Annotated in this window: 15 protein-coding genes and 2 tRNA genes; 1 reads left to right on the forward strand and 16 read right to left on the reverse strand. The window is 70.5% G+C overall.

Going from position 1 to position 15,894, the window contains the following annotated elements:
- Positions 1-140 precede the first annotated feature (140 nt).
- The 9 genes from leuS to MTF69_RS15590 all read right to left on the reverse strand — a co-directional run bounded on the left by leuS (position 141) and on the right by MTF69_RS15590 (position 7,998).
- Complete coding sequence (gene leuS / locus MTF69_RS15550; RefSeq protein ID WP_243334782.1) at positions 141-3,029, reverse strand: leucine--tRNA ligase; 2,889 nt, start codon at positions 3,027-3,029, stop codon at positions 141-143.
- A 257-nt stretch (positions 3,030-3,286) separates the two neighbouring features.
- Positions 3,287-3,359: transfer RNA gene (locus MTF69_RS15555), tRNA-Ala, on the reverse strand.
- A gap of 185 nt (positions 3,360-3,544) precedes the next feature.
- Positions 3,545-3,778, reverse strand: coding sequence for a hypothetical protein (locus MTF69_RS15560; RefSeq protein WP_007264019.1), 234 nt, complete (start codon positions 3,776-3,778; stop codon positions 3,545-3,547).
- Positions 3,779-3,914: 136 nt separating this feature from the next.
- Positions 3,915-3,987 (reverse strand) — tRNA-Ala (locus MTF69_RS15565).
- 111 nt (positions 3,988-4,098) lie between these two features.
- Positions 4,099-4,773: a histidine phosphatase family protein gene (locus tag MTF69_RS15570; RefSeq protein WP_243335086.1), complete on the reverse strand. Its 675-nt coding sequence runs from the start codon at positions 4,771-4,773 to the stop codon at positions 4,099-4,101.
- Positions 4,770-5,216, reverse strand: coding sequence for a ribosome silencing factor (gene rsfS / locus MTF69_RS15575; RefSeq protein WP_243334784.1), 447 nt, complete (start codon positions 5,214-5,216; stop codon positions 4,770-4,772). Before rsfS ends, MTF69_RS15570 begins: the two co-directional genes overlap by 4 nt.
- Positions 5,217-5,356: 140 nt before the next feature.
- Entirely contained in the window at positions 5,357-7,099 is a 1,743-nt protein-coding gene (locus tag MTF69_RS15580; protein ID WP_243334786.1) for an LCP family protein, read from the reverse strand.
- Between the two features lie 24 nt (positions 7,100-7,123).
- Positions 7,124-7,741, reverse strand: a complete 618-nt coding sequence (gene nadD / locus MTF69_RS15585) for a nicotinate-nucleotide adenylyltransferase (RefSeq protein ID WP_243334788.1) — start codon at positions 7,739-7,741, stop codon at positions 7,124-7,126.
- 89 nt (positions 7,742-7,830) lie between these two features.
- Positions 7,831-7,998 carry a hypothetical protein gene (locus tag MTF69_RS15590; protein ID WP_243334790.1) on the reverse strand — a complete coding sequence of 56 codons (168 nt, stop codon included), beginning with the start codon at positions 7,996-7,998 and terminating at the stop codon, positions 7,831-7,833.
- Between the two features lie 141 nt (positions 7,999-8,139).
- On the opposite strand from MTF69_RS15590, the gene MTF69_RS15595 reads away from it, so the two are divergent.
- Positions 8,140-9,267: a M48 family metallopeptidase gene (locus MTF69_RS15595; RefSeq protein WP_243334792.1), complete on the forward strand. Its 1,128-nt coding sequence runs from the start codon at positions 8,140-8,142 to the stop codon at positions 9,265-9,267.
- Here MTF69_RS15595 and MTF69_RS15600 read toward each other — a convergent pair.
- The 7 genes from MTF69_RS15600 to MTF69_RS15630 form a co-directional block, all read right to left on the reverse strand.
- On the reverse strand, positions 9,251-10,450 hold the full coding sequence (locus MTF69_RS15600) for a hypothetical protein (protein WP_243334795.1): 1,200 nt from the start codon (positions 10,448-10,450) through the stop codon (positions 9,251-9,253). The genes MTF69_RS15595 and MTF69_RS15600 overlap by 17 nt on opposite strands.
- A 68-nt stretch (positions 10,451-10,518) precedes the next feature.
- A complete protein-coding gene (locus tag MTF69_RS15605) occupies positions 10,519-11,079 on the reverse strand; it encodes a hypothetical protein (protein ID WP_243334796.1) in 561 nt (186 codons plus the stop codon).
- A gap of 77 nt (positions 11,080-11,156) precedes the next feature.
- Complete coding sequence (locus MTF69_RS15610; RefSeq protein ID WP_243334798.1) at positions 11,157-12,434, reverse strand: glutamate-5-semialdehyde dehydrogenase; 1,278 nt, start codon at positions 12,432-12,434, stop codon at positions 11,157-11,159.
- Positions 12,435-12,601: 167 nt separating this feature from the next.
- Positions 12,602-13,063: a hypothetical protein gene (locus MTF69_RS15615; protein WP_374323179.1), complete on the reverse strand. Its 462-nt coding sequence runs from the start codon at positions 13,061-13,063 to the stop codon at positions 12,602-12,604.
- Positions 13,064-13,097: 34 nt separating this feature from the next.
- Positions 13,098-14,225, reverse strand: coding sequence for a glutamate 5-kinase (proB, locus tag MTF69_RS15620; RefSeq protein WP_243334800.1), 1,128 nt, complete (start codon positions 14,223-14,225; stop codon positions 13,098-13,100).
- Positions 14,226-14,339: 114 nt separating this feature from the next.
- Positions 14,340-14,798, reverse strand: a complete 459-nt coding sequence (locus MTF69_RS15625; RefSeq protein ID WP_243334802.1) for a GtrA family protein — start codon at positions 14,796-14,798, stop codon at positions 14,340-14,342.
- Positions 14,798-15,799, reverse strand: coding sequence for a glycosyltransferase family 2 protein (locus tag MTF69_RS15630; RefSeq protein ID WP_243334805.1), 1,002 nt, complete (start codon positions 15,797-15,799; stop codon positions 14,798-14,800). The genes MTF69_RS15625 and MTF69_RS15630 overlap by 1 nt, the downstream gene beginning before the upstream one ends.
- Between the last annotated feature and the right edge of the window lie 95 nt (positions 15,800-15,894).

Here is a 15,894-nt window from a genome sequence, read left to right on the forward strand (position 1 = left end):
TACGTTCCCTCCACCGTAAACGCCACGGGCAGGCCGCGGGTTCCAATCGAACCCCCAACCTGCCCGTACGGGAATACCCCTAGACGCGTCAGACGGACGCCTCAGACGGAGACGTCAGACAGAGACGTCAGACAGAGACGTCAGACGACGATGTTCACCAGCTTCGGCGCGCGCACGATCACCTTGCGGATCTCCGCCCCGCCCAGCGCCGCCACGACCGCCTCGTCGCCCAGCGCCAGCTGCTCCAGCTCTGCGTCGTTGATCGCCGGAGACACCTCCAGGCGGGCCTTGACCTTGCCCTTGATCTGGACGACGCACGTGACGCTCTCGTCCACGACGTACGCCGGGTCCGCGACCGGGAAGTCCTGGTGGACGACCGACTCGCCGTGGCCCAGCCGCTGCCACAGCTCCTCGGCGATGTGCGGCGCCAGCGGGGCCACCAGCAGCACCAGCCGCTCCGCGACGGAACGCTCCAGCGGCCGGCCCGCCTTCGTCAGGGTGTTGTTCAGCTCGGTGATCTTCGCGATGGCGGTGTTGAAGCGCAGTCCGGCCATGTCGCCGCCGACCCCGTCGATCGCCTTGTGCAGCGCGCGCAGGGTGGCCTCGTCCGGCTCCGCGTCGACGACCGTCACGGCGCCCGTCTCCTCGTCCACCACGTTGCGCCACAGGCGCTGCAGCAGCCGGTACTGGCCGACCACGGCCCGGGTGTCCCAGGGGCGCGAGACGTCCAGCGGGCCCATCGCCATCTCGTACAGGCGCAGGGTGTCCGCGCCGTACTCCTCGCAGATCTCGTCCGGCGTGACGGCGTTCTTCAGGGACTTGCCCATCTTGCCGTGCTCGCGCTTCACCGGCTCGCCCTGGTGGAAGTAGCCGCCGTCCCGCTCCTCGACCTCGGCCGCCGGGACGTACACACCGCGCGAGTCGGTGTACGCGTACGCCTGGATCATGCCCTGGTTGAACAGCTTGTGGAACGGCTCCACCGAGGAAACGTGCCCCAGGTCGAACAGCACCTTGGACCAGAAGCGCGCGTACAGCAGGTGCAGCACCGCGTGCTCGGCGCCGCCCACGTACAGGTCGACGCCGCCGTGCGGCTGGCCCTCGCGCGGGCCCATCCAGTACTGCTCGATCTCCGGGTCGACCAGGGCCGAGCCGTTGTTCGGGTCCAGGTAGCGCAGCTCGTACCAGCAGGAGCCGGCCCAGTTCGGCATGGTGTTGGTCTCGCGCCGGAACGGGCGCACCCCGCGCCCGTCGCCCAGGTCCAGCTCGACGTTGACCCACTCCGCGTTGCGCGACAGCGGGGTCTCCGGCTTGGAGGTGGCGTCGTCCGGCTCGAAGGTGCGCGGCGAGTAGTCCTCGACCTCCGGCAGCTCCAGCGGCAGCATCGACTCGGGCAGCGGGTAGGCGACGCCGTCCTCGTCGTAGACGATCGGGAAGGGCTCGCCCCAGTACCGCTGGCGGCTGAACAGCCAGTCGCGCAGGCGGAAGTTGACGGTGCCCTCGCCGATGCCGCGCCCGGCCAGCCAGTCGGTGATCGCGGCCTTGGCCTCGACCACGCCCAGACCGTCCAGCGAGACGCCCTCGCCCGTCGAGTTGACGATGGTGCCGTCGTACGAGGAGAACGCGTCCTCCCACTCCAGCGGGTCGGCGTCGCGGTCGTCCGTGGGCTGGACGACGCAGCGCATCGGCAGCTCGAAGGCGCGCGCGAACTCGAAGTCGCGGCTGTCGTGCGCCGGAACGGCCATGATCGCGCCGGTGCCGTAGCCCATCAGCACGTAGTCCGCGATGAAGACGGGGACCAGGTCGCCGCTGACCGGGTTGGTCGCGTACGCGCCGGTGAAGACACCGGTCTTGTCCTTGGCCTCGGCCTGCCGCTCTACGTCCGACTTCGCGGCGGCCTGCTTGCGGTACGAGTCCACGGCCTCGCCGGGGGTCGCGTTGCCGCCGGTCCACAGCTGGTGGGTGCCCTCGGGCCACTCGGCCGGGACGATCTTCCCGACCAGCTCGTGCTCCGGCGCCAGCACCATGTACGTGGCGCCGAACAGCGTGTCGGGGCGGGTGGTGAAGACGGTGATGGCGTCGCCGTCGCCGACCGCGAAGTCGACGCGCGCGCCCTCGCTGCGGCCGATCCAGTTGCGCTGCTGCAGCTTGATGGCCTCGGGCCAGTCCAGCGCGTCCAGGTCGTCGATCAGGCGGTCGGCGTAGGCCGTGATCCGCATGTTCCACTGGCTCAGCTTGGACTTGAAGACGGGGAAGTTGCCGCGCTCGGACCGGTTGTCGGCGGTGACTTCCTCGTTGGCCAGTACGGTGCCCAGCCCGGGGCACCAGTTGACGGGCGCGTCCGAGGCGTACGCCAGCCGGTACTCGTTCAGTACGTCGGCCCGCTCGCCCGCGCTCAGCGCGGCCCAGGAGGCTCCGCCGGGCAGCTCACGGGAGCCGTCCTCGAAGGCGGCGACCAGCTCGGCGATGGGCCGGGCCTTCGCGGCGTCCGCGTCGTACCAGGAGTTGTAGATCTGCAGGAAGATCCACTGGGTCCACTTGTAGTAGTCCGGGTCGATCGTCGCGAACGACCGGCGCTTGTCGTGGCCCAGACCCAGCCGGCGCAGCTGGACCTTCATGTTCTCGATGTTCGCCTCGGTCGACACGCGCGGGTGCGTACCGGTCTGCACGGCGTACTGCTCGGCCGGCAGGCCGAAGGCGTCGAACCCCAGGGTGTGCAGGACGTTGTGGCCGGTCATCCGCTGGTGGCGGGCGAAGACGTCGGTGGCGATGTACCCGAGCGGGTGGCCGACGTGCAGGCCCGCACCCGAGGGGTACGGGAACATGTCCATGATGAACTTCTTCGGGCGCGCCACGACGGCCGCAGCCTGAGAAGACTCGGTGCCGGCCAGGTCACCGGTCGGGTTCGGGGCCTCGTACGTGCCCTGCGCGTCCCATACGTCCTGCCAGCGTGCCTCGATGTCGGCGGCCATGGCAGCCGTGTAACGGTGCGCCTCGGCCGCCTCGGGGGCCGGGGTGTTCGTCTCGCTCATGATTCCTGAAGCTCCATCGATCGTCTCTGCCGGTTCTGCTGCCCAAACGAAAAAACCCCTCGCACAGGAGGGGGCGCCGCGCCGGGGCCGACCGCTTCGTGGGGTCGGAACTGTTCAGCGCGGCTCGGTAAGCAGAAGGCGTACGGCACGCATGGCGTCAGGGTACCGCAGCGGCCCCGAGGGGCGCTCTGCCCTTCCGGCCGGTGGACGCACAACGAGAAGCGGGCCACCGTTTCCGGTGGCCCGCTTCTTCACTGTGGAGCTATGGAGAATTGAACTCCAGACCTCCTGCATGCCATGCAGGCGCTCTACCAACTGAGCTATAGCCCCTCGTCTTGCCTGCCGCTTCGCGGCCCGTTTCCGGTTCCCCTTGGCGACATCCCAAACATTACACGGTGATGGGCCTGGTCCAAAAATCGGTTTCCGCGGACCCCGGGCCATGTCCGTTTCGTGGCGATTCGTCACATGCCCCGGCTGGTTGCGCGTCTCGCGTCACGTCATTGCGCGTCCCCGCGTCACGCCCTGGCGAACTGGTAGAACCGCTTCAGCGTGCAGTGCTCGTCGAGCAGCCGCCCGTAGATCGGCTCGCCCTCCAGTTCGCGGTACGTCTCGATCGGGTCGCCTTTTATGATCAGCGCCCGCGCGCATTCCTCGCACCAGTACTGGTAGTCGGGGTTGACCGGCTCCATGTCCCGCACGATCGGCGTGCCGTTGTTGCACCAGTCGCACCGCCGCCGGTGTGCACCCATCCGTCAGCGACTCCCTCCCGCGTCGGGCCGTCGTCGTCCCCCTCCGGCCGTCCGATTCTGCCATGCCGGTGCCCGCTCAGGGAGCTGCGGACAAAAGCAAAGATCCCGCCCCCTGTTGGGGACGGGATCTTGATTGTGGAGCTATGGAGAATTGAACTCCAGACCTCCTGCATGCCATGCAGGCGCTCTACCAACTGAGCTATAGCCCCGCTCTCCGCGACGCTCCCCCCGTTTCCGGTGTTCTGCGCTGCGAACAAGAAGAACTCTAGCCTGTGACCAGCCGGAAAGTGAAATCCGGGTGGGAGCCGCTCCGAGTGGGCTCAGTCGTCGTCGCCGAGCACCGGTTCGGGCAGCGTGCCGGCGTTGTGTTCCATCAGCCGCCAGCCTCGCGCACCCTCGCCCAGGACGGACCAGCAGCAGTTGGAGAGCCCGCCCAGGCCTTCCCAGTAGTACGACTCCAGGCCCAGCAGGCGGCCGATCGTCGTACGGATGGTGCCGCCGTGGCTGACCACCACGAGCGTGCCGTCGGAGGGCAGCCGGTCGGCGTGCTCCAGCACCACCGGCGCGGCCCGGTCGGCGACCTCGGTCTCCAGCTCGCCGCCGCCGCGGCGGACCGCCTCGCCGCGCTTCCACGCCGCGTACTGGTCGCCGTACTTGTCCAGGATCTCGTCGTGCGTGAGGCCCTGCCATTCGCCGGCGTACGTCTCGCGCAGCGCCTCGTCGTGCGTCACCGCCAGACCCGTGACGGCCGCCAGCTCGGCAGCCGTGGCGGCGGCGCGCATCAGGTCCGAGGCGACGATGGCGTCGGGCTTCAGCGAGGCGAGCAGCCGGGCGGCACGGCGCGCCTGCGCCACACCGTCCTCGGTCAGCTCGATGTCCGTGGAGCCCTGGAAGCGGCGCTCCAGGTTCCACGAGGTCTGACCGTGCCGCCACAGGACGATCTTGCGGTTGGTCCGGCCGATGGTGCCGGTCGTGCCGTCGTGAGTCGCGCTCAGAACAGATCACCGTCCAGGTCTTCATCGCCCTGCGCGGCACGCAGCGCAGCGTGCTCCTCGGCCTTGCCCTTGGTGAGCTTGGCGTCCTCGGGGAGGTCGATCTCGGGGCAGTCCTTCCACAGACGCTCCAGCGCGTAGAAGACGCGCTCCTCGCTGTGCTGCACGTGGACGACGATGTCGATGTAGTCGAGCAGGATCCAGCGCGCGTCGCGGTCGCCTTCGCGGCGCACCGGCTTGGCGCCCAGCTCCTTCAGGAGCTTCTCCTCGATCTCGTCGACGATCGACTTGACCTGGCGGTCGTTGGGGGCCGAAGCGAGCAGGAAGGCGTCGGTGATCGACAGCACGTCGCTGACGTCGTACGCGATGATGTCGTGCGCGAGCCGGTCGGCCGCGGCCTGGGCGGCGGCGGTGATGAGCTCGATGGAGCGGTCCGTGGCGGTCACTGGCCATGCTTTCGGGTTGGCGGGCAGATCCTTACAAGGGTCTCATGTACCGCCGACACCGCCCGCGCGCAGCGTGCCGCGCGGGCGGAGCCGCGCCCGACGGGCGCCGCCGGAGTAGGCCGCAGTAGGCCTCGGAGGCACTAGGACGGTTTGTAATCCTTGCCCAGCGTCACCACGATGTCCGCGTTCACCGCGTTCTCGGCCTTCTTCACGGCCGTCTCGGGCAGTCCCAGCGTCTTGGCGACCTCGATCGCCTTCTCCCGCTGCGCGTCGTCCTGGTACGTGATCTGCGACGCGGGCACGGTCTTGTCGGCCTTGCCGCCGTCCACCAGGGTGTAGCCGCCGTTGAGCAGGGCCGCCTTCGCCGCCGTGTTCGTCTTGTCGTCGCCGGTCGCGTCCTTCAGGCCGACCCTCGGCAGGGCACCGGGCTGGGCGTCCGTGACGGAGCCGCCGAGGACCTCCTTGACCACCTTCTTGTTGGCCTCGTCCGTGAGGCCGCCGTCCGGCTTCACCCCGAGCACGTCGGTGCGGTACGCGCCCACCTTGGCGTGCTCGCCGAGCTTGGCCAGCAGTGCGCCCAGCGTCTGCGCGTTCAGCGCCGGGTCCAGGATCTGCCCGGTGGTCTCCACGGTCATCGCCGCCGACTTCGGATCGCCGGGCACCTTGCGCAGCAGGCCCAGCAGGACCTTGCCGAGCCGGTCCAGCTGCTTGGCCTCCGGTTCGCCCTGCGCCCGGTACGTGGCGTACGCGACGGCCATCGCACCGCTGAGGCTCTGCTTGGGCCCCTGGCCGACGGCGGGCGCCTTCACCGCGTCGTCCGCCGGGACGGCCACGTCGGTGTCGACCTCGATGCCGCCGACCAGCTCGACGAAGTTTTCCAGGAAGGGGGTGTCCAGCCGCCAGGTGCCGCCGATGCGGGTGCCGAAGACCGAGTCGAGGGATTCCCGTACGCCCAAGCCCCCGTCTTCGACGGCCTTGCCCAGCTGGGCCGTGGTGCCGTCGTCCTTGGAGACGTTCAGCGTGTTCGGCACCAGGACGGTGGCGCCCTTCTTCGTGGTCACGTTGTCGACGAGCAGCGCCGTGGAGGTGCCGCCCTTCCTGGTGTTGTGCACGTGCACGACGATCATGTCGCGCTTCTGCGGGCCCGTGGCCGCCGCACCGTTCGACGCCTTGCCGGGGCCCTCCAGGAACGGCAGCTTGCCCGCGTACCAGAGGTAGCCGAGGCCCGCGACGACGAAGAGCGCCAGGACGACGATCAGCGCCACCACCCGGTTGCGGCCGCGCCGGCGGGCCTCCTCGCGGCGCTCGGTCCGGCTCTCGGTGAAGGCGAGCCAGTCGATGACGTCCTCGGAGTCCTCGTCCGGCTGGTCGATGAAAGCGAACTGCTCGGTCTGGTACGAGGGCCCCTGCCCCTGCGCGCCCGCCCCGTCGCCGGCCCGGCGGGGCTCCGGGACCTGCGCGGCGGGACGGAACTCCGGCTCGGGTGCGGGAGCCCGCAGGGGCGCCTGCGCCGGAGCCTCGGGAGCGGCCTGCTGCGGGATCCACTGCTGGGTGGCCTGGGTGTCGTACTGGGGCGTGGACTGGGTGTCGTACCCGTACTGCGGGGCATGCGAAGTCTGCGGGTACTGCTGCTGGGGCTGCTGAGGCTGCTGCGGGTAGTACTGCGGGGCCTGCTGCTGGGGCTGCTGGGCCTGCTGCCCGCCGTACCCCTGGTAGTCGTAGCCGTAGCCCTGCTCGTACTGCTGCTGCTCGTAGGGGGGCGCGGGCTCGGGGGCGGGCTGCGCGGGCACCTGGCCGTACACCGGCCGCCCGTACGCGTCGTAGCCGACGAGCTGCTGCTCCTGGCCGGCATACGGGTCGTACGGCTCGTGTCGGTCGTTCACCGCGGGGCCCCTCTCTCCGGAAGCTCAGGCTCCCCGGTACAGCTCACGCTTGTCGATGTAGCGGACCACGCCGTCGGGCACGAGGTACCAGACAGGATCCCCCTTGGCCACGCGGGCACGGCAGTCCGTGGACGAAATGGCCAGCGCCGGAACCTCGACGAGGGAGACGCCCCCCTCGGGCAGGCCGTCGTCGGTGAGCACGTGGCCCGGCCGGGTGACGCCGATGAAGTGCGCGAGGGCGAAGAGCTCCTCGGCGTTCCGCCAGGTCAGGATCTGTGCAAGGGCGTCGGCGCCGGTGATGAAGAAGAGGTCGGCGTCGTCGTTGAGGGCGCTCAGGTCCCTCAGGGTGTCGATCGTGTACGTCGGGCCACCGCGGTCGATGTCGATGCGGCTCACCGAGAACTGCGGGTTCGAAGCGGTCGCGATGACCGTCATCAGGTACCGGTCCTCGGCGGACGACACGGCCCGCTGCGACTTCTGCCACGGCTCGCCGGTCGGTACGAACATCACCTCGTCGAGGTGGAACAGCGCGGCCACCTCACTGGCGGCCACCAGGTGTCCGTGGTGGATCGGGTCGAATGTCCCGCCCATCACCCCGAGCCTGCGCTTGACCGGGCCGGTAGGCATTTCCTGCTCTCCCATGAGCGCAGAGCCTACTGGCCCGGTGGCGCGGCAGGGACCCGCCTACGGGTGCGTACGCGACGTACTCGACGGAGTGGGCGTTCTGGGGTTCAGCGGTCCCGGTTCATGCGCGTGGTGACCCACAGCATCAGCATGAGGATGAAGAAGGCGGCGCCACCGGTCAGGTACGGGTTCAGGCTGTCGTGGTTGCCGCCGTGCTTCTCGGCTCCCTCGGAGGCGAGGACGACCAGGTTGTGGGCGGTGGAGGCGAGGCTCATCAGGCAGGTACCTATCGGGTCGGGGAGCGGGCGGAGATTTCGCTCACATCGTATGCGGGGGCCTGGGGCACGCTCACGCCGACTCAGGCGTTGGAGAGGATAGACGGGCGGCCAGCCGCACACATCAACGGGGAGGGCGCTATGACGGAGACGGGATTCGAGAAGGCACCGGCGCGGGACCGAAAGAGGTTCCCCGGTATTTCCTCACGGGCGTACGAGCATCCGGCGGACCGGTCCGCGCTCGTGGCCCTGCGCAAGCTGACCGGCTTCGACACGGTCTTCAAAACGCTGAGCGGGCTGCTGCCCGAGCGCAGTCTGAGACTGCTCTTCCTGTCGGACTCCGTCCGGGTGGGCGAGACGCAGTTCCCGCATCTGCACGCGATGCTCCTGGACGCCTGTTACATCCTGGACCTGGAGAAGGTCCCGCAGATGTACGTCCAGCAGGACCCGAAGCCCAATGCCATGTGCATCGGGCTGGACGAGCCGATCATCGTGGTCACCACGGCCCTCGTCGAGCTCCTCGACGAGGAGGAGATGCGGGCGGTGGTGGGCCACGAGGTGGGCCACGCGCTGTCGGGGCACGCCGTGTACCGCACGATCCTGCTGTTCCTGACGACCCTGGCGCTCAAGGTCGCGTGGATCCCGCTGGGCAATGTGGCGATCATGGGGCTCGTGACGGCGCTGCGCGAGTGGTTCCGCAAGTCGGAGCTGTCCGCGGACCGGGCGGGCCTGCTGGTGGGGCAGGACGTGCACGCCTCGATGCGCGGGCTGATGAAGCTCGCGGGCGGCAACCACCTCCACGAGATGAATGTCGACGCGTTCCTCGCCCAGGCCGAGGAGTACGAGAAGAGCGGCGACCTGCGCGACTCGGTCCTGAAGATCCTCAACGTGCTGCCCCGGACGCACCCCTTCACCACGGTGCGGGCGTCCGAGCTGAAGAAGTGGTCGCAGAACCGGGACCACCAGCGGATCATGGACGGCCACTACCCGCGGCGCGAGGACGACAAGGACACCTCGGTGACCGACTCCTTCCGGCAGTCCGCCGCGCACTACGCCGACACGGTGCGCACGAGCAAGGACCCGCTGATGAAGCTGGTCGGCGACATCGCCGGCGGTACGGCGGACCTGGGCGGCAAGCTGCGGGACAGGTTTTCGGGGATGGGTGCCACGGGTGCGAGCGGCACTTCGGGCACCGGCAGCGGCAGCGGCAGCAGCAGCAGCGGCGAGAACAAGGACACCGGCAAGGGCGGTGCTACGGAGCAGGGCTGACGCCCTCCCCCGGAGCGGCCGGGGACGCCGGGGACCGCGACTGCGGTGACTCCGGCGGCTCCGGGGTGGCCGTCGGCGCGAGCACCCCGCACAGCCCGGCCGTGCGGCGCGGACTGCCGCTGGCGTACGGGTCGGTCGCCGCCGGGCCGGTGGTGGTCGGCCCGGCGCCGGCCAGCATCGGGCGGAAGCCCCCGGCCGGGTCCGCGGAGCAGGCCTGCGGGCCCGCCATCACGTAGGCCGAGACGAGCTCCGCCCGCCGGGCCGTGAGGTCGTCGCGGTCGAAGCGCAGCCGCAGCTCCCGGCGGACGGTGAAGAGCGAGGCCCCGTCCGCCACGGGCGGCTGTCCGGTGGCGGGGCGCACGGCGTAGACGAAGGTGTGGTCGGAGGTCACCTCCAGCGCGTTCGGGGCGGTCTCCGCGAAGGCGAGGACCCCGCTGACCCGGACCCGGGTGTCGGCCACGACGGCGGTCGCCGGGTCGAAGCGGACCAGCCAGCCGGTGATGGCGTGCCGCCCGTTGCCCGCCGGCGCGAGCATGCTCTGGTCGAACTGCGTCAGCTGGTCGGGGTCGAGCAGCACGCGCACCGGACGGGAGGCCTCGGCGGACAGGACGTCGGGGTCCAGCGAGGACTGCACCAGGTAGTCCTTGGCGACGCTCAGCGCGGTCTGGACCTGCTCATCGCTGAAGTGGCGGGTACGGCGCACGCCGGGAAAGGTGATCCCGGCCGCCCCGACGCGGTACTGGGCCGCCGGACTGTGCGCGTACAGATCGGTGGGCCGGCCGCCCGGCACCGCCTCGGAGGGCGCGAGCGGGACGACGGTGCTGCTCATCGCCTCGGCCGGGTCCCCGGCGGGCGGCACGTAGGGATTGCGCAGCCCCATGTAGACGGCGCCGGCGAGCGCCAGGGCGATGCACAGCACGATGATCCGGCCCTGCCGGGCCGCCCCGCCGCCGGAGCCGCTCCGGGGTCCCGGATGGCCTCCGCCGTTCGACCAGATCGACCGGCTCCGTACGGCGCGGGCGTGCTCGCCCATGCGCTCCTGTGCGGAGAACTCCTGGAGCCGGGCAGCCCGGACGAAGTCCTCGTCGAACACCACCGACCGGTACTCGTCGGACCGGAACTCGTCGTCGGCCCCGCCGGCACCCTCGGGGGTGCCGTTGGGCGGATCTCCTGGCATGGCCATCGCTTCTCCCCGCTGTCCCCGCTCCAGAGAAGCCCCCGGCTCCGGCGATGCGGAGCGGGGTCGTACCTTCAGGGTTGGCGGCCGACGCGGTCCATAAACGCTCCGGCACCGGTGACTTCACCCATTGGGGTGCTGGCGGGGGCCGGAGCCTGCTCCGCGTCGCTCGCCGCGCTGCGGTACACGGCGCTGAAAGCGAGCGCGATCATGCCGAGGCCCATCACGAAGGCGAGCACCCAGGCGACCGGGCGCAGCCACGGCGAGCGGCCGCGGTAGGGGCGCAGGCTGCCGCCGTAGGCGCCGTACGGGCCCTCCGCGGAGGCGGCTGCGTGGCCGTGCTCCCAGCCGGAGTCCTCGGAGGGGTATCCGTCGGCGCCGCCGTAGGCGTACGCGTCGTAGTCCTCGTCGCCCGTCCAGCCGCCGGCGAAGGCGGCGCGGGCGGCCTCGGCCGCCTCGGCGCGCGCCCGGTCGCCGGCCCGCTGGCGCTCTGCGGCGCTCGGTTCACGGATCTCGGCGTTCCGGACGAAGTCCTCGTCGAACACCACGGAGGCGAAGTCCTTGTCCGCGCCTCCGCGGTCGTCGTCGGGCTCCCCGTCGTCCGGGAACGGATTGCCCCCCACGTCGTCCGGCACGAGACCAGCGTAGACCTGAGGGACACCTTTGGGCAGGGTGTAGGCCGAAATCCGGCCACACCGCGTTCAGCGGTCGACTACCGAACGTGACCGTCGCCGGTGACGATGTACTTGGTCGAGGTGAGCTCGGGAAGCCCCATCGGGCCCCGGGCGTGCAGCTTCTGCGTGGAGATGCCGATCTCCGCGCCGAAGCCGAACTGGCCACCGTCCGTGAAGCGGGTGGAGGCGTTCACGGCAACCGTGGTCGAGTCGACCAGCTGGGTGAAGAGGCGCGCGGCGGCCTGCGAGGTGGTGACGATCGCCTCGGTGTGGCCGGAGGTCCAGCGGCGGATGTGGGCGACGGCCTCGTCGAGGGAGTCCACGACACCGGCGGCGATGTCGTACGACAGGTACTCGGCGGCCCAGTCCTCGTCGGTGGCGGGAAGGGCGGTGACCTTGGAGTCCTGCGCGTAGGCGAGCACCCGGTCGTCGCCGTGGACGGTCACGCCGGCGTCGGCGAGGGCGTCCAGGGCGAGCGGCAGGAAGGCGTCGGCGATGTCCCGGTGGACGAGCAGGGTCTCCGCGGAGTTGCAGACGGAGGGGCGCTGGGCCTTGGAGTTGACGAGGATGTCCACGGCCATGGCCAGGTCGGCCTGGGCGTCCACGTAGACGTGGCAGTTGCCGGTACCGGTCTCGATGACCGGGACGATGGATTCCTCGACGACGGTCTTGATGAGTGAGGCGCCGCCGCGCGGGATGAGGACGTCGACGAGGCCGCGGGCGCGCATCAGCTCGCGGACGGAGTCGCGGGACTCGCCCGGTACGAGCTGGATGGCGTCGGCGGGGAGGCCGGCCGATGCGACGGCGTCGCGCAGGATGGCGACGAGGGCGGTGTTGGAGGCGTAGGCCGAGGAGGAGCCGCGCAGGAGGACGGCGTTGCCGGACTTCAGGCAGAGGGCGGCGGCGTCGACGGTGACGTTGGGGCGGGCCTCGTAGATGATGCCGACGACGCCGAGCGGGACGCGGATCTGGCGGAGGTCGATCCCGTTGGGGAGGGTGGAGCCGCGGACGACCTCGCCGACGGGGTCGGGCAGGGCCGCGACGTCGCGGACGTCGGAGGCGATGGCCGCGATGCGGTCGGGGGTGAGGGTGAGACGGTCGATGACGGTCTCGCTGGTCCCGGCGGCGGCCGCCTTCGCCGTGTCGACGGCGTTGGCCTCGACGATCTCGGCCGTACGGGCCTCCAGCGCGTCCGCGATGGCCAGCAGGGCCTTGTCCTTGGCGGACCGCGGGAGGGGGGCGATGGCCGCGGCGGCGGTGCGGGCCGCTTGCGCGGTGGCGATCACGGGTGAGGTCGTGGCATCGAGCGAGGTCATGCGGCCAGGGTAATCCCCGCCCACCCCCGGGCCGATGGGGTTCCACCCCCCGAGACGCCCTCCCTTCCTGACGCGTCCCTCGCACCGCTCAGCGCTGGCGCGCTTCCCGGGCTTCGGCCCGCTGCGCCGGTGAGGCCCGCCAGGGCCGCACTGCGCGAGCGGCGCGTCTAGTAGGGGTGCACGCCCATGGGGTGGGCCGGGGGCGGGCCGTAGCCTTCGGCGACGCGTTGGTGGTACGTGGCGCGGTCGATGACTTCCAGGCCGACGATCTCCCAGGCCGGGAGCTTCGCCGAGGACCGGTGTTCCCCCCAGAGCCGCAGCGCGACGGCGGCCGCGTCGTGGAGGTCGCGGGCTTCCTCCCAGTAGCGGATTTCCGCGTGGTCGTCGGCGTAGCGGCTGGTCAGCAGGAAGGGGTGGTCGTGGGCGAGCTGCTCCAGCCCACGGCGTACGTCGGACAGCGGCGCGGGCTTCCCGGAGACGCTCAGCGTGATGTGCCAGAGACGGGAGGCGTCCGGGTCCTCCCCGGTCCCGCCGACGTCACCGTCCCCGGTGCCGACGCTGGTCAGCGCTCGTCTCACCAGCCGCCTCCTTGTCTGCGCTACGCCTGTCCGCCCCTCACAGTTGACCAGTCCTCGGCTCACCGCGCGGCGGTTTTACCGAACCTCAGCCCTGCAGCAGGACCAGATCGTCGCGGTGGACGACCTCCCGCTCGTACTCGGGTCCGAGTTCCCGCGCGAGCTCGCGCGTGGAGCGGCCGAGGAGCTGCGGGAGCTCCTTGGCGTCGAAGTTGACGAGGCCGCGCGCCACCGCCCGGCCGTCGGCCGAGCGCAGTTCCACGGGGTCCCCGGCGACGAAGTCGCCCTCGACCGCGGCGATGCCGGCGGGCAGCAGCGAGCTGCCGCGTTCGGTCACCGCGCGGACGGCTCCCTCGTCCAGGACGAGGTGTCCCTGCGGGGCAGACGCGTGCTGGAGCCAGAGCAGCCGGTCCGTCGAGCGGCGTCCGGTGGAGTGGAAGAGGGTGCCGGTCTCCCGCCCGGCGAGGGCGTCCGCCGCCTGGCTGGCCGAGGTCAGGACGACCGGGATGCCGGCCGCCGCGGCGATGCGCGCCGCCTCGATCTTGGTGGCCATGCCGCCGGTGCCGACGCCCGCCTTGCCGACGCTGCCGATGGTGACGTGGGCGATGTCCGCGGGGCCGCGCACCTCGTCGATGCGGCTGGTGCCGGGCAGGGACGGGTCCCCGTCGTAGAGGCCGTCCACGTCCGAGAGCAGGACGAGGAGGTCGGCGCGGACCAGGTGGGCCACGAGGGCGGCGAGGCGGTCGTTGTCACCGAAGCGGATCTCGTCGGTGGCGACGGTGTCGTTCTCGTTGACGACGGGCAGCGCCCCCATGGCCAGGAGCTGGTCCAGGGTCCGGTAGGCGTTGCGGTAGTGCGCGCGCCGGCTCGTGTCGTCGGTGGTCAGGAGCACCTGGCCGACGCGGACGCCGTACCGGGCGAAGGAGGCCGTGTAGCGGGCGACGAGCAGGCCCTGGCCGACGCTCGCGGCGGCCTGCTGGCGGGCCAGGTCGGTGGGGCGGCGGCGCAGGCCCAGCGGGGAGAGTCCGGCGGCGATGGCTCCGCTGGAGACCAGGACGATCTCCTTCTCGCCACCGCTGCGCGCCTTGGCCAGTACGTCGACCAGCGCGTCCACCCGGTCGGCGTCGAGTCCGCCGGCGGCCGTGGTCAGGGAGGAGGAGCCGACCTTGACCACGATCCTGCGCGCGTCGAGCACACCCTGCCTAGCCGCTGACACTTCTGTCCCCTGATCCTTGACCCTCGCCGAACACACACATGCACGGGCGCGCGCACGAAGCTGCGGACCCGCCCGCCCAATCTACGGGGTGCCCGGGCGGGGCCGCCCTGCGTTTCAGACCGTGGACGCGCTGTGGGCCTGCTCCGGTGCCCCGGCCGCGCCGGCCGTCCCCGGAACGAGGATCTTGCGGGAGAGGACGAAGGTGAAGGGGATCGCCACGACGGCCGCGACCAGCGGCGCGATCTTGGTGTTCATGCCCGCCCAGCTCACCAGGGCGTACAGGCCGGCGGACTGGATCACGTAGTTCGTGATGTTGGTCAGCGGGAAGAGCAGGAACTTCTTCCAGGTCGGCCGGGTCCGGTAGGTGAAGTAGGTGTTCATGAAGAACGAGCCGACCATCGCCAGCACGAAGGCGAGGGAGTAGGCGGCGAAGTACGGCATCCACGGGTGCAGGAGCAGGTAGAGGACGTAGAAGGTTCCGGTGTTGACCCCGCCGACCAGACCGAACCGGACGATCTGGCCGAGCTGGGTCTTCCGGTCGGTCGCCGGCTGCCCGTTCCCCGTGCGTGACATCAGTTGCTTCGCTCCGCGATCACGGCCCGGTCCTCCGGCACCTGCGCGTCCCGGATGTCCGTGGGCGCGCCCGTCCGGTCCGTGCCGTGCGACTCCTTCACCAGGAAGTGCGGCCGGCGCTTGGTCTCGTAGTAGATGCGGCCGATGTACTCGCCGATCAGACCCAGCATGATCATCTGAACGCCGCCCAGGCCCGCGATCAGCCCGACGATGGTGACGTATCCCGGGGATTCCACCCCGTTGGTCATCGCCATGACGGTGATCCACAGGGCGTAGAGACCCGTCAGGCCCACCAGCGACACGCCCACCCAGATACCGATGCGCAGCGGCCGGTTGTTGAACGAGATGAGCCCGTCCATGCCGTAGTTCAGCAGGGCGCCGAACTTCCACTTCGTCTCGCCGGCCTCGCGCTGCGCGTTGCGGTAGTCGAAGTGGACCGTGTCGAAGCCGATCCAGGAGAACAGGCCCTTGGAGAAGCGGTTGTACTCGGGCAGCGACAGCAGCGCGTCCACGGCCGGGCGGGACAGCAGCCGGAAGTCGCCGACGCCGTCGGTGAGCTCCACGTCGACCCAGCGGTTGACGCCACGGTAGTAGAGGCGGCTCAGCGCGCTGCGGAGCTTCTTGTCGCCTTCGCGGGTGCGCCGGGCGATGATCTGGTCGTGGCCCTGCCGGTAGTAGTCGAGCATGGTGGCGATGAGCTCCGGCGGGTGCTGGAGGTCCGCGTCCATGATGACCACGGCGTCGCCGGTCGCCTCGCGCAGGCCCGCGAGCATGCCGGCCTCCTTGCCGAAGTTCCGGCTGAAGGAGACGTAGCGGGTCTGGTCGGTGAACTGCGCCGCGATCTTGCGGAGCTTCTCCAGGGTCCCGTCGCGGCTGCCGTCGTCGACGTAGCAGACCTCGTACTCGACGGGCAGCGCATCCAGAACCTTGCGGATCTCCGTGTCGAAGCTGTCGATGACAGCTTCCTCGTTGTAGCAAGGGACTACTACAGACAGCTTCATGAACACTTCCTGCGGTCCGAACGGGTGGATTACGGCGACCGGACCTGCCACTCACCTCTCATAGAAGTATGCACGCCGGTGGAAGCGCTCCGGGG

Source organism: Streptomyces sp. AP-93, assembly GCF_022808175.1.
Classification (GTDB): Bacteria; Actinomycetota; Actinomycetes; order Streptomycetales; family Streptomycetaceae; genus Streptomyces.